This window comes from Massilia oculi, assembly GCF_003143515.1.
GTDB classification, from domain to species: domain Bacteria; phylum Pseudomonadota; class Gammaproteobacteria; order Burkholderiales; family Burkholderiaceae_D; genus Telluria; species Telluria oculi.
Window position 1 is genome coordinate 576,194 of record NZ_CP029343.1, and the last position, 12,960, is coordinate 589,153.

At 69.2% G+C, this 12,960-nt stretch carries 12 protein-coding genes; 6 read left to right on the forward strand and 6 right to left on the reverse strand.

All coding sequences use genetic code 11. The features are described from left to right. The 4 genes from DIR46_RS02630 to DIR46_RS02640 form a co-directional block, all read right to left on the reverse strand. Positions 1–561 (reverse strand): hypothetical protein, encoded by a 561-nt coding sequence (locus DIR46_RS02630; protein WP_229446464.1) that lies wholly within the window; start codon positions 559–561, stop codon positions 1–3. Continuing rightward, the gene (locus tag DIR46_RS27080; RefSeq protein WP_229446465.1) at positions 558–791 is read right to left on the reverse strand and encodes a hypothetical protein; all 234 of its coding nucleotides are present in this window, start codon (positions 789–791) and stop codon (positions 558–560) included. Before DIR46_RS27080 ends, DIR46_RS02630 begins: the two co-directional genes overlap by 4 nt. Beyond that, positions 749–1,855 (reverse strand): hypothetical protein, encoded by a 1,107-nt coding sequence (locus DIR46_RS02635; protein WP_229446466.1) that lies wholly within the window; start codon positions 1,853–1,855, stop codon positions 749–751. The genes DIR46_RS27080 and DIR46_RS02635 overlap by 43 nt, the downstream gene beginning before the upstream one ends. A 92-nt stretch (positions 1,856–1,947) precedes the next feature. Next, positions 1,948–5,073, reverse strand: a complete 3,126-nt coding sequence (locus DIR46_RS02640) for a penicillin-binding transpeptidase domain-containing protein (protein WP_109343862.1) — start codon at positions 5,071–5,073, stop codon at positions 1,948–1,950. Between the two features lie 225 nt (positions 5,074–5,298). Here DIR46_RS02640 and DIR46_RS02645 point away from each other — a divergent pair, with 225 nt between their 5' ends. Both DIR46_RS02645 and DIR46_RS02650 read left to right on the forward strand, forming a co-directional pair. Then, positions 5,299–5,535, forward strand: coding sequence for a hypothetical protein (locus DIR46_RS02645; RefSeq protein ID WP_109343863.1), 237 nt, complete (start codon positions 5,299–5,301; stop codon positions 5,533–5,535). A gap of 174 nt (positions 5,536–5,709) precedes the next feature. Next, positions 5,710–6,213 (forward strand): YXWGXW repeat-containing protein, encoded by a 504-nt coding sequence (locus DIR46_RS02650; RefSeq protein WP_109343864.1) that lies wholly within the window; start codon positions 5,710–5,712, stop codon positions 6,211–6,213. A 24-nt stretch (positions 6,214–6,237) separates the two neighbouring features. On the opposite strand, the gene DIR46_RS02655 is transcribed toward DIR46_RS02650, so the two are convergent. Continuing rightward, the gene (locus DIR46_RS02655) at positions 6,238–8,169 is read right to left on the reverse strand and encodes a S9 family peptidase (RefSeq protein ID WP_109343865.1); all 1,932 of its coding nucleotides are present in this window, start codon (positions 8,167–8,169) and stop codon (positions 6,238–6,240) included. Between the two features lie 87 nt (positions 8,170–8,256). On the opposite strand from DIR46_RS02655, the gene DIR46_RS02660 reads away from it, so the two are divergent. The 4 genes from DIR46_RS02660 (at position 8,257) to asd (ending at position 11,909) form a co-directional block, all read left to right on the forward strand. Beyond that, the gene (locus tag DIR46_RS02660) at positions 8,257–8,922 is read left to right on the forward strand and encodes a ribonuclease HI family protein (protein WP_109343866.1); all 666 of its coding nucleotides are present in this window, start codon (positions 8,257–8,259) and stop codon (positions 8,920–8,922) included. After that, complete coding sequence (locus tag DIR46_RS02665; protein ID WP_109343867.1) at positions 8,919–9,578, forward strand: HD domain-containing protein; 660 nt, start codon at positions 8,919–8,921, stop codon at positions 9,576–9,578. Before DIR46_RS02660 ends, DIR46_RS02665 begins: the two co-directional genes overlap by 4 nt. A 50-nt stretch (positions 9,579–9,628) precedes the next feature. Beyond that, positions 9,629–10,873 carry a TCR/Tet family MFS transporter gene (locus tag DIR46_RS02670; RefSeq protein ID WP_109343868.1) on the forward strand — a complete coding sequence of 415 codons (1,245 nt, stop codon included), beginning with the start codon at positions 9,629–9,631 and terminating at the stop codon, positions 10,871–10,873. 181 nt (positions 10,874–11,054) lie between these two features. After that, the gene (gene asd / locus DIR46_RS02675) at positions 11,055–11,909 is read left to right on the forward strand and encodes an archaetidylserine decarboxylase (RefSeq protein WP_502560476.1); all 855 of its coding nucleotides are present in this window, start codon (positions 11,055–11,057) and stop codon (positions 11,907–11,909) included. Here the strand turns inward: asd and DIR46_RS02680 are convergent. Then, the gene (locus DIR46_RS02680) at positions 11,899–12,873 is read right to left on the reverse strand and encodes a LysR family transcriptional regulator (RefSeq protein ID WP_109343870.1); all 975 of its coding nucleotides are present in this window, start codon (positions 12,871–12,873) and stop codon (positions 11,899–11,901) included. The genes asd and DIR46_RS02680 overlap by 11 nt on opposite strands. Positions 12,874–12,960 lie beyond the last annotated feature (87 nt).

A 12,960-nucleotide genomic window follows, 5' to 3' on the forward strand; every position in this document is an offset into this window, starting at 1 on the left:
CTATGTGATCGGCGTCGCCCGAGGAATCACCTCGAAGCGTGCCCCATGCTGCTGGAAATGCGCCGCGGGCGGCGCTTCGAAAGGCCACCGCCCCTCGCACTCGCCGTCGGCATCGAGTTGCCCTTCCAGGACCAGCTCGCCGCGGCCATCGCGCACCTGGATCGCCGGCCGCGCCGCCATCACCCCGGCCGCACCCGCCGCTTCCGGGTCGAGCTGGACCACCACGGCCAGGCTGCCCGCGGCGTCGACGAAGTGCAGGCGCCACATGCCGTCGTCGGTGCGCAGCAGGTCCAGGGCATTGCCGCCATCGGCGGCGCGCAACAGGCCGCGGCTGCCGCGCCAGTTGCCGGACAGCGCCTGCGCGCGCCGGCTGTCCGCCAGGTGGCGCAGGCGGCGCAAGGTCAGTGGCGAGCCTTGCAGCGCGGCGCGTTCGCCCGCCGTCAAGGGCCGGCTGCCGTCCAGCGCCTGCGCCAGCACCTCGTCGGCCAGCACCAGGCGGTCGCCCGCGATCCGGCGTCCCAGCAAGGCGCCGGCCTGCAGCTTGCGATCCAGTTCCGTCATGCCCATCGTCTTTCCTCCTCCATTCCCGCCATCTCGTTCAGACGGTTGATCGCGGCGTCACGCCGCTTGCGCAGCGTCGGCAGCGAAATCCCGTCCAGCCCGGCCAGCTGCTGCATCGTCGGCAGCTCGCCGGTTTGCGGATCCAGCCATTCGGACGGATAGCTGTCGTCGAATGGACCGAGCAGCTTCAGATACACCGCCAGCCGCACCGGCAGCGAATCCTGCGCCATCCGGCGCGCCGCCCAGCTGGCGCGGTCTTCTGCCAGCGCCGCCAGTAGAGAATAGTTGGGGGGAGTGAAAGCTGTTGCGCCACCAGGGCCAGGCGCGCGGCTTCCTCCGGCTCGACCGGGTCGGCGTCAAACGCCTCCCCGGCGTCGGCGACGTCCAGCTCGTCCTGGCGCGCTTCCAGGATCAGGTCGGGACCGGGCGTGCTGCCCTGTTCCGACTCATCCAGCACGCGCCAGTAGTCGTCCAGCCAGGCGTTGGCCTCGCCCGCGTCGTGCAGCCAATCCTGGTCGCGGTTGGCCGACAGCAGTTCGTATTCGCCGATCTCGCGCAGCATGACGCCGATCTTTTCGGGGCTGTTCTTGAGGCTGGCGAAACGCTTGGACCTGGTGTGCAGCGGGCCGGCCGCGCCGGTATGCAACTCGAGGCTTTCGCTCCAGCGCACGATCCATTCGGGCTTGCAGTCGCCGCTCGTGCGCAGCTGGCGCGCCTCGATCGGCATCGCCACCACCTCGCGACCCAGGATGGCGCCGACTTGCGGCGCATGCTCGCGCCAGAGCTCGAACAGGCGTGCGACCTCGTGCCAGGCGGTATCGAGCATACGGTAGGCATACATGCGGTTGGGACTGCACGGACGGCCGCAGGCGGCCTGGTAGTTGTCGCTGTCGACCTTGTCGCGCAGGACGGCATACAGGTCGTTGAATTTCTTGCGCAGCTGCGCCTCGCCGCCGGGCTGGGTCCAGAACGGACCGCTGCGCGCATGCTCGGCCGCCACCGCCGCGCACAGAAAGGCCCAGTCCGACGGGCGCGCCTGCAGCTCGTAGACGAGGGTCAGGGCCAGCTCGCCGCAGGTGTCGCCGTAGCTGTTGCCGTGCGCTTCGGCACGCGTACCGGCCGTACGCAGGGCCTGGGCCACCGCGTCGACATAGGCGCCAAGCGACTGTTCAGGATCCGGATCGAGCAAGGTATCCGGCTCGATCCGGGCGCACGCCTGCAGGGAACAGTGTCCCAGCAGCTTGCGGACCTGCTCCCAACCGTGTTCCTGATACCGGGTTCCCGGCAAACGCATACCTTCCCCATCCTCTGTTTCGCTCCGCGGGTTTTTGCGGATTGAAATAGATGATGCCATACAAACACGGCCTTGAGGCGCGCAGGAGAGCCCTATTTGTGCCTCTTTTCCAACGACTGGCCTTCCAACGACGATTGCATTGACTGCAAAAGAGCGGCCACGACGGGAGCCGCATGGCCGCCGCCGGTGGCCGCGGAATGGCTCACGAAGGCGGCGAATGCCAGTCGCCGGGTCTGGCCCGGCAGGCTGCCCGGCTCGAGCCAGCCCATGAACCAGACGGTCGCCAGCTCGTCCTGGCCGGCCGGCGCCGTGCCGGTCTTGCCGTACAGGCCAGGGCGCAACGCGTCGAAGCCGGCCGCGCGAAACGCCCCGGCCGCGGTGCCGCCGTCGATCACGCCTTTCATCCCGGCGCGCACGCGGTCCAGGCGCACGCCCAGCGGCTCGCCCGCCCCCGTCTGGGCCGCGCGGCCGTCGAGCGACAGCAGCAGGCGCGGCGTCACGGTGTGCCCCTCCCCGACCGCCGCCGCCACCAGCGCCATCTGCAGCGGCGTGGTCTGCATGCGCAGGCCGATCGCCATCTGGCGCAGCTCGTGGCGGCTGTGGACCGGGTCGAGGCGCGAGGCGCTGGCCTGCAGCGCGTCCCACTCGCCCCAGCGGTAGTCAGGCGGCAGCAGGCCCCCGTCGAGCCGCAGCGGCTGGCCGAAGCCAAGTCGTCCCGCCATCGCCGCCACCGGCCGCACCGTGTCCAGCGCGCCCGGTTCCAGTTCGCGCGCGCCCGGCATGCCGCCGTCGGGCTGGTCCATCAGCGTGCGGTCGCTCAGTTCCGCGCTCCAGGCGAACCAGGTATTGACGCTGTGCGCCATCGCCTGCGCCAGCCCGAGGCGGCCGTCCTGGGCGCGGGTGCTGGTGATCTGGTCGCGGAAATTGGTGATGCGGGCCCGGTTGCCATCGAAGGGATAGCTGGGCGCGCCGGTGCGAAAATCGTAGCCGCCCGCCTGCGCCAGCCGGTCCACCTCATGCAGCGGCAAACCCTGGAGCAGGCCGTCCAGGCGGGCGTCACCGCGCGCGGCTCCCTCCAGGCCGAGGGCGGTGATCACCTTGAAGGTCGAGCCAGGGGCCCGGTGCGCGCCGCCGTCGTGCTGGAAGGCGGCGATGCGCAGTGGGCTGCGCGCCGGGTCGGCGCGGTCGAAGTCGCGCAATTCTCCCCAGCGGCTTGGCTCGGCCTGGCCGCCGCCGCTGGAGGCCGCGGCCAGGATGTCGCCGCTGCCGGCATCCAGCAGCACCAGGCCGGCGCGCCGCTCCGGCTGGGCATCGAGGCCGCCGACGCAGGCCTGGCCGTCCCAGCGGCCGCCGCGCAGGCCGATGCAATCGAGCAGCCGCTGGGCCGTGGCCTGCAGGCCCAGGTCGAGGCTCAGATGCGCCACGTGCTCCGTGCCGCCAAGCCGCGCCAGCATGCCGGCCACGCTGCCGTCGTGCTGGCGGTGCACGCCCAAGAGCGGCGCCAGGCCGGCGCGCAGCGCCGCTTCGGCCGGCGCGCCGTCGGCCCACAACGCTTCTCCGTGACGGTCGCGCAAGCGTACCGGCACCGCTTCGGACCGTGCTCCACCGCTGCCGCCGGCCGGCAGCGCCTGCCAGGCCAGGCGGCCACCGACCATGGCCAGGTGGCGGTAGGCGGCGTCGGCGCCGCCCGACATCGCCGCCAGGTCGAGCGGCTCGACCTGCACCGCGATCGCGGCCGCCCCGGCCAGTGGCGCCAGCACGAGCCGCTGCACCGCCTCGCGGTCCGGGCAGGCGCGGCCATCGCAGGCGCCCTGGGCCAGCACGCGGGCGCCCGACACGCCGCGCACCCTGCCCGCCACCAGCAGCTCGACCGGCCGGCCGGTGGCCGGCGTATTCAAGGTCACGAGCGATCCCTGGCGGCCTCCTTCCCAGCCGCCGACCCGCTGCCACGGCTCCCAGCCTTCCGGCAGGCGAGCGAACAGGCGCATCGCGGCCACCGGCAGGCCGGCTTCGCGCGGCGCCGGCGCGCCGCCGACCAGCGCATGCCAGACGGCGTCGGCGCCCGGACGGGTGCGCCAGGCCACCAGCCGCCGCTCGCTATTAAAGATGCGCACCTGCTCGCGCACATAGGCGCCATCGGCGCGGTGGTGCAGGCGTTCCAGCAGGCGACGGTCGCCGGCGTCCAGCACGTGATCTTGCCAGCCCGGCAGCGGTGCGCGCGCCTGCTGGCCCGCCCGGTGCCAGGCCAGCAGGTCGCGCGGCGCCAGCTCGACCAAGCCGTCGCGACCCAGGCGCAGCAGGCCGCGCGTGCGCAGCGCCTCGAACAGCGCCTGGTCTTCCATGCCGGGGCCCGGCAGCAGCGGCACCTGCCATGCCCCGGGCGCCAGGCGCAGCTCTACCTGCTCTCCCTGGGCCGGGAAAGCCTGCACCAGGGCCGCGCCGCCGGCGGCGCCCTGCTGGAAATGATGCAGCACCAGCTCGCCCGCCTGCGGGCAGGCGGCGCTGGGCCGGCGCGTGAAGCGCAGTGCCTCGCTGCCCCACAGCAGCCAGCCGCTGCTGCCCAGCATCGCCTGGCCCTGGCGCGCGCGCGTGACGTTGCCGCCGCTGGCATCGCCGATCCAGCCCGCCGTGGCGGCGCCGGCGTTCCAGGCGATCGCCAGCCCGCCCGTGCCGGCGCCGGCATTGCCGGTGATGTCGATGCGTGGCATGCCGGAACCCGGCCGCGCCAGCAGCACGCTGCGCGGCGGCGCGTTGCCGCCGCGCGCGATACGCGCCGCCTCGTCGAATGGGTAGCCGATCCGCAGCGGCAGCATGCGCGGCCGCGCCGGGTCGAGCATCTGGGTGCACAGGTCGACCCGCAGCGCCGAGCCGGCGCGCATGCCGCTGGCCACCAGCAGGGCCAGGCCGCCGTGCTGGGTGAGCGAAATGCCGCTGTCGCGCGGGACCACGAAGTCGAGCCCCGGCGCGACCGGCTGCAGGGCGGCCAACGCGACCGCACCGGGCGTCTCGGCCGCGCCGTCCGGCAGCGCACGCGCATGCATCGCCAGCGCCACGGCGCCGCCCAGGACGACGACGACCAGGGACCACAGCCAGGCGGGACCCAGGGACAGCGACCGGCTGGCCTCGGCGCTCGTCGAGCGGGCGCCTGCGCGCAGGTTGCGGGAACGGCGGCGCGCCGTGCGCGTAGCGGCCAGTTGGTCGATCAGGGTCGCGAGCATGCCTGTCATCCGGTGGTTACGTGGCGCCCACGCGCCCCTCGCGCTCAGCTAGCGGAGGGCAGGTGAAAGCCGAGGTGTCCGGTGGCTTCATCCGCCGTCTGATGCAGCTCATTCCGCGTTTTCTACGGCTCGTCGCATCCCGCTGGAGACCATGCGGCGCTTGGCCTACAGTGAACACATCGACACACCGACCACCCCTCACTACCCACTACAAGGAGCAGCAAAATGAACGTCCTCAAGCACATGGAAGCCATCTTCATCGCCGCCGCGCTGGTCGCCGTCCCGGCGGGCTACCTGGCCAAGATTCCCGACGCCCGTGCCGACAACTACAGCATCGACAGCGCAGCCATTGCCAGCGGCGACAAAATGGCGGTCGTGACGGTCAGCGCCAAGCGCCTGGACGCCGCCGAAAAGTCGCAACTGCTGGCGGCGGACACCGTCACCGTCGGGAGCCGCATGTGAACCGCCGCATGCCGGACCACCTTCGCCGACGTGCCGCCATCGTGCGGCGCGCGGCGACCGGGTCCTGCCTGGCCCACTGAGCTGTATCAGTTGTAAGAACTTGCTTCAAACGCCACGTCCCGATTCCCGGATTGCTATATTCCATCGCATCCGCTCAAGGATCTGGAGACGAACATGAAATCCCCTCTTTTAATCGCAGCCCTGCTCGCCCTCGGCGCCGCTGCCTTCACCCCGCTGGCCTCGAGCGCCCAGCCCCATATCTCGGTCGTGATCGGCGCCGCGCCGCCCGCGCCCATCTATGAAGTCGTTCCTGCACCGCGCCGCGGCTACGTCTGGGCGCCCGGCTACTGGGAATGGCGCGCGCACCGACACCACTGGGTGCGGGGCCACTACATCGCCGCGCGCCCGGGCTATGTGTACGCGCCGCCGAGCTGGCACCATCGCGGCGGCCGCTGGGTGATGGAGCCGTCGCGCTGGAACCGCGGCCCGGGCCACCATTACGGTCCGCCACCGGGCCACTACCGCGACGACCGCGACCGCCATCACCGCAAGCACGACCGCCACCATGGCCGCGACCGGGACCGCGACGGCATCCGCGACCGCCATGACCGCGACCGCGATGGCGACGGCGTGCGCAACCGCCACGACCGCCGCCCGGACAATCCCTACCGCTACTGATCCACCGCGCGGCCGGGATGCGGATCAGCCTTTCAGGTGCTTGTCCAGGAAGGCGAGGATCTTCGCATTCGCCACGGCCGCGTTCTTCTTCTTGGAGAAGCCGTGGCCCTCGTCGTCGAACACGACGTACTCGACTTCCACCTTGTTCTTGCGCACCGCCTCGACGATCTCGTCGCTCTCGGCCTTGATCACGCGCGGGTCGTTGGCGCCCTGGATCACCATCAGCGGCTTGCGGATGTGATGGGCGTGGAATAGCGGCGACGTCGCGACCAGGAACTCCTTGTCCTTGACCGGATCGCCGATCTCGTCGTACAGCGCCTTGCGCTGCGCTTCCCAGTAGGGCGGGATGCTCTCCAGGGTGCGCACCCAGTTGCTGACGCCGAAGATGTCGATGCCGACCTTGAACGCTTCGGGCCGGAAGGCCAGCGCCGCCAGGGTCATGTAGCCGCCATAGCTGCCGCCCATGATGCCGATGCGCTCAGGATCGATATCGCCCTGGCTGGCCAGCCAGGTCTTGGCCTCGACGCAGTCCCACAGCGGTTCCATGCCGTGCTTGCGGTCGTCGGCGCGGAAGAAGGTCTTGCCGTAGCCCGAGCTGCCGCGGTTGTTGATGCCCAGGACCGCATAGCCGTGGTTGACCAGGTACTGGATCTGGGCGCTGTAGCCGCGCATGGTCTGGCCGCCCGGCCCGCCGTGCACGAACACCACCGCCGGCACTTTCGCCGTTGGCGACGCGCCCTTCGGTCGGTAGTAGATCGACGGGATCGCCATGCCGTCGAAGGACTTGAAGCGCACCACCTCGGCTTCGACCAGGTCGTTCGGATCGATCTCCGGGTTCAGGCTGCGCGTCAGCTGGGCGGTCTTGCCGTTCCTGAAGTCATGCACGTACAGATTGCTGGGCGAGCGGTCGCCGTTCAGGTAGAACGCCATCAGGTTGCCACTCCCGGAGAAGGTCACCTGGCGCATCTCGCCGCCCGGCAGCTTCGGCAGGGCCACCGGGTTGCCGGCATCGTCATACAGGCGCACTTCGATGCTGCCGTCGCGATTGACCATGCTGACGCGGTGGCGGCCGTTGCGCGAGTAGCCGGTGCCCAGCAGGTCCCAGTCGGCTTTCTCGACGTCGCTCGTCGCGCCGCTGGCCAGGTCGTAGGCCTTGATGCGCGCGAACTCGCCGTCCGCATTGCTCGTGAAGAGCAGCCGCTTCGATGCCGGGTCGAAAGTCTCGGCCGAATGACTTGCCGGCTCCTTGTGCGGCGTGACGTGCTTCATCTCGCGCGCCTGCACGTTGTAGACGTAGACGTCGCTGTCCGACGTGGTGGCGGGCTTGTTGAAAGCCAGCCAGTTGCCGTCGCGGCTGATGCTCGACACATTCATGCCGCTGTCGTTCTTGTACACCATCGTGCGCGCATAGGTGGCGGCGTCGTACAGGTACAGGTCGAAGAACTTCGGATCGCGCTCGTTGGTGACGACGTAGAAGCCGCTGCCGTCCGGCTTCCAGCCCGCGAACGACGCTTTCAGCTTGTCGCCGGGAGTGAGGTCGCGCGCCGATCCGTCGAGCTCGCGCACATACAGGTGGTTCTGCTCGTCGCCGCCGCCATCGCGCGTGAACAGGATGCGGTCGTCGTTGTAGAAGTAGCCGACGGCGTAGGTGGAGTCGGTCTTCGACGCGGTCAGCGCACGCGGCTTGCCGCCGCCGACGGGCACCGTGTAGGCATTGAAGATGCCGGACTCGTTACTGCTGAACAGGATCTGCTTCTCGTCCTTGCTGAACGAGGCGCCGGTGAGCGAAGTCGTCGCCATGAACTGCTCGATCGTGTAGCGCTTGACCGGCCGAGTGCGCGGCTTGACGGTCGTCTTGGCGGGCGCGGCCTGGGCGATGGCCTGAATCGGCGCCAGACCGGCGCCGGCGAGCATGGCGAACAAGGACAGACTGACAGCACGGCGATTCCGACGCATACCTTCTCCTGTGGTTGGGTTGAACACGATGAGTGTTTCAAAAGTCTTAACACCTGTCAATCATCGCGGATCGGTTATGCTCTCGCCATGATCGACCTCGCCACCCTGCAAGCCGCCGCCTTCAAGGCCGAGCTGTCCGCCGCCCGGCGTCTGACGGCGCGCACCGGCATGCCCGAGGCCGAGGCCCTGGAACGGACCTTGACGCTCAGCGCCGGCAGCGCCGGACTGGCCAGCCTGCTGTCCGAGCGCCAGGCCCAGCGCCGCCACACCGAACTGCAGGCCGCGCGGCGCCAGGCCAGCGCCGCCGCCGCGCGCAACCGCGGTGCTGGGCCGGAGACCAGCGCCTGGCGCGCCTGGTTCGATGGTTCGGCGCGTCCGAATCCGGGCCGCTGCGGCCTGGGCGCCGTCCTCGATGGCCCGGACGGCCAGCGCATCGAACTGTCGCTGGACGGCGGACATGGCAACAGCAGCGAAGCGGAATACCGCGCCCTGAACGCCGTGCTGCGCGCGGCCATCGACCATGGCGCGAACGACCTGCTGGTGCTGGGCGACAGCCAGGTCGTGATCGACGACGTCAACACCCCCGATGGCGCCAACGCCCCGGCCCTGGGCCTGCTGCGCGCCGAAGCGCTGGCCCTGCTGGCCCGCCTGCCGCAGGCAAGGCTGCGCTGGATCCCGCGCCACAAGAATGCAAGAGCCGACGCGCTGTCGCAGCGCGCCGCGCCGCCCCTCACTCTGGAACAGGAAACATGACCGAAACGAGCAATACCGATCTCGCCGACTGGCGCACCAGACTGGCCGCCATGGCCGCCGGCAGCGCCGATACCGACGGCGCCCACGACAGCGCCCACCTCGACCGCGTCTGGCGCACTGCGCAGGCGCTGCTGGAACACCATCCCGAAGCCGACCGCCTGGTGGTGCTGGCCGCCTGCTACCTGCACGACCTGGTCAACCTGCCCAAGAACGATCCCGAACGCAACCAGGCATCAACTCGCTCGGCGCGGCTGGCGCGCCACCAGCTGGCCCACCTGGGCTTCCCGCCTGAAAAACTGGATGCCGTGGCGCACGCGATCGAGGCGCACAGCTTCTCGGCCGCGATCCCCGCCGAGACGATCGAGGCGAAGATCGTGCAGGACGCCGACCGCATGGACGGCCTGGGCCTGGTGGGACTGGCGCGCATGTTCTATATCGCGGGGCGCATGGAGAGCAGCCTGGCCCACCCGAGCGACCCGCTGGGAAAGGAGCGCGACTTCGACGACCGCCGCTATTGCCTCGATCACATCATGGTCAAGCTGAGGAAGCTCCCGGACATGATGCAGACCGACGCCGCGCGTGACTTGGGCCGCGAACGGCTCGGCCAGCTGCTGGCTTTCCGCGAGGAGTTCGCGGCCGAATGGAGTGGAGCCTAGACTATTTGTTGCAATGTTAAGATAGACGAACTGTATTGACCGAGGCGTCCATGACCAGTTCGACCGCAGCACCGCAAGCTGTCCCCGGCAAGCTCAATTTCGTCCTCGTCTGCATCTTCATCGACATGCTCGGCATCGGCCTGATCGTCCCGGTGCTGCCGCTGCTGGTCGGCCAGTTCGTGGACGGGCCGGACCAGCAGGCGCTGTGGTACGGGGTGCTGGCGGCGGTGTTCGGGGTGCTGCAGTTCCTGTTCATGCCGGCGCTCGGGGCGCTCAGCGACCGCATCGGACGGCGTCCGGTGCTGCTGTATTCGATGGCCGGCATGTGCCTGAACTTCCTGGCCACCGCCTGGGCGCCGACCCTGGCCTGGCTGTTCGTCGGCCGCGTCATCGGCGGCATGTCCTCGGCCAGCATGTCGGTCGCCTCGGCCTATGCCTCCGACATCTCGACCCGCGAGAACCGCGCCAAGAGCTTCGGCAAGATCGGCGCCGCCTTCGGCCTGGGCTTCATCTGCGGCCCGATGCTGGGCGGCCTGCTGGGCGACGCCGATCTCCACCTGCCCTTCTACGTAGCCGCGGCGCTGTCGGCGGCGAACCTGGTGTACGGCTTCTTCTTCGTGCCGGAGTCGCTGGCGAAAGAAGGCCGCGCACCGTTCAAGCTGGCGCGCCTGAATCCCTTCTCCGCCCTGCTGCGATTGGTGAAACGCGAAGACATCCGCGGCCTGGTGATCGTCATCACCCTGGCCACCTTCGCCCAGATGATGCTGCAGTCGACCTGGGTGCTGTACACCACCTTCCGCTTCGACTGGACGCCGCGCGACAACGGCATCGCCCTGTTCTGCGTCGGCCTCGGCTCGGTAGTGGTCCAGGCCTGGCTGCTGGGCAGGCTGATTCACCGCTTCGGCGAGGTGCGGCTGTCGCTGATGGCGCTCACCTCCGGCATGCTGACCTTTCTCGCCTATGGCCTGGCGACCCAGGGCTGGATGATGTACGTCTTCATCCTGGCCAATGTGCTGGCCTATGCCACCGGGCCCGCCCTGCAGGGCATCGTGTCGAAATCCTCGCCGCCCGAGCAGCAGGGCGAGGTGATGGGTTCGCTGCAGTCGATCGGCAGCCTGGGCGTAATCGTCACACCGCTGCTCGGTACCGGCATCCTGAGCGCGGTCAGCCACTTGCCGCGCGACGACTGGCGCATCGGCAGCAGCTTCTTCCTGTGCGCGGCGATGCAGGCGGTGGCATTGTTGCTGGCATGGCGCTATTTCCACGGCCACAGCTACAGCGGCCTGAAAACCTGACGATGCGACACCGGTACTTTCCGCGATCCCGTTCGCGGCCCTCCCGGGCAGCGTTCGCCGCTATGGCGCTACCTGGAGTACACTCGGCCAAAGGCTTGCAATGGAAATACCATTTTCCATTCGGCACTACCATAGTGTACGCCCGTTATAATGCGCAATTTTCGAAGAAAGGCGATCGCCCGTGTCCCGCTTAAAAGTCTTGCCCCAATACGTCATGCCGAAACAGGCGATGACCAACTTCGCCGGCCGGGTCGCTGGCCACAAGGGCGGGTCGATGACGACCAGCCTGATTCGTTGGTTCGTGGGCAAGTACGGCGTCGACATGAGCGAAGCGGCCAATCCGGACATCGCCAGTTACCCCAGCTTCAACGAATTCTTCACCCGTGCGCTGCGCGACGGCGTGCGTCCGCTGGCGGCCAGCGACTACGTGTGCCCGGTCGACGGCGCCATCAGCCAGTTCGGCGACATCGACGACCACCAGATCTTCCAGGCCAAGGGCCACAAGTTCACCACGGCCGAACTGGTTGGCGGCGACCAGGCGCTGGCCGCGCACTTCCAGCACGGACACTTCGCTAACGTGTACCTGAGCCCGAAGGACTATCACCGCATCCACATGCCGTGCGACGGCCGCCTGACGCGCATGATCTATGTGCCGGGCAAGCTGTTTTCGGTGAACCCGACCACGGCGCGCGGCGTGCCGGGCCTGTTCGCGCGCAACGAACGCGTGGTGTGCGTGTTCGAGAGCGATGAATTCGGGCCGTTCGTGATGACCCTGGTCGGCGCGACCATCGTCGGCAGCATGGCCACCGTCTGGCATGGCGTGGTCAATCCGCCGCGCATGCCGCGCATCTGCGAATGGCACTATGAGCCGGGCCAGGTCACCCTGAAGAAGGGCGACGAGATGGGCCGCTTCCTGCTCGGCTCCACCGTCGTGATGCTGTTCCAGCGCGGCGCCATCGCCTTCAATCCGGCCTGGGCGCCGGAAGGCAAGGTGCGCCTGGGCGAACCGATGGGCGAGCGTCCGCTCAAGTCCTGAGTTCGACGGCTTCGTCCTCCAGCGCCGCGCGCGCCTTGAACGCGGCCACCGCGGCATGCGGGCTGTGGCCCTTCTCGGTGCAGGCCGATTCGATCATCTCCAGGAAGGCCCGGGTCTTGGCCGGCATCAGCTTACGGCTCGGGAACACCGCCCAGCCGCTGGCGGTCGGCATATCCCACTCCGGCAGCACCCGCACCAGTTCACCGGTCTGCATGTAGGGCTGGGCGAACAGCGTCGAGCTGAGCGCGATGCCGGCGCCGCGCGAGGCGATGCGCGCCAGCAGGTCGGGCGAATTCGCCGTGAGCCGCGCGTTGAGCGCGCGCTCCCAGCGCAGCTTCCCGCGCATCAAGGTCCATGGCATGGCGCCGCCGGTGCGGCTCAGGATGCACAGCACGTCGTGCGCGTCGAGATCGTCGGGATGCTCGGGAATGCCGCGCCGCGCCAGGTAGCTCGGCGCCGCGTACAGGCCGGGCTGCTCGAGCGTGATCGGACGCGCGCTCAGGGTCGCGTCGTTCGGCAGGTCGCCCATGCGGATCGCGATGTCGAAATTCTCCGCCACCAGGTCGACCCGGCGCGGCGTCAGGTCCATCTCCAGCCTGACCGCCGGATAGCGCTCCAGGAAGCGCGCGATGACTTCGTTCAGGCCGCTGTTGGCGAAGTCGCCCGGCGCCGAGATGCGCAGCTTGCCGCTCGGTTCGCCCTGGCGGTGCTGGGCCAGCGCGCCGGCGGCGTCGACTTCGTCGGCCAGGCGGCGCGCATGCTCGTACAGGCTGGCGCCGAACTCGGTGACCACCAGCTTGCGGGTCGTGCGCTGCAGCAGGCGCTCGCCCAGGGTCGTCTCGAGCAGCGCCAGGCGGCGCGAGACGGTCGACTTGGGCAGGTTGACGCGCTCGGCGGCGCGGGTGAAGCTGCCCGACTCGACGATCCGCGCGAACAGCAGCAAGTCATTCGGTTCCACGTCCATGATTGTCCCATCAGCAGAATAATGTTATCCATTTTACTGGCTTCCGGACTGATTTTGGAATTGCTAAAGTGTTCCCCATCGAAACTC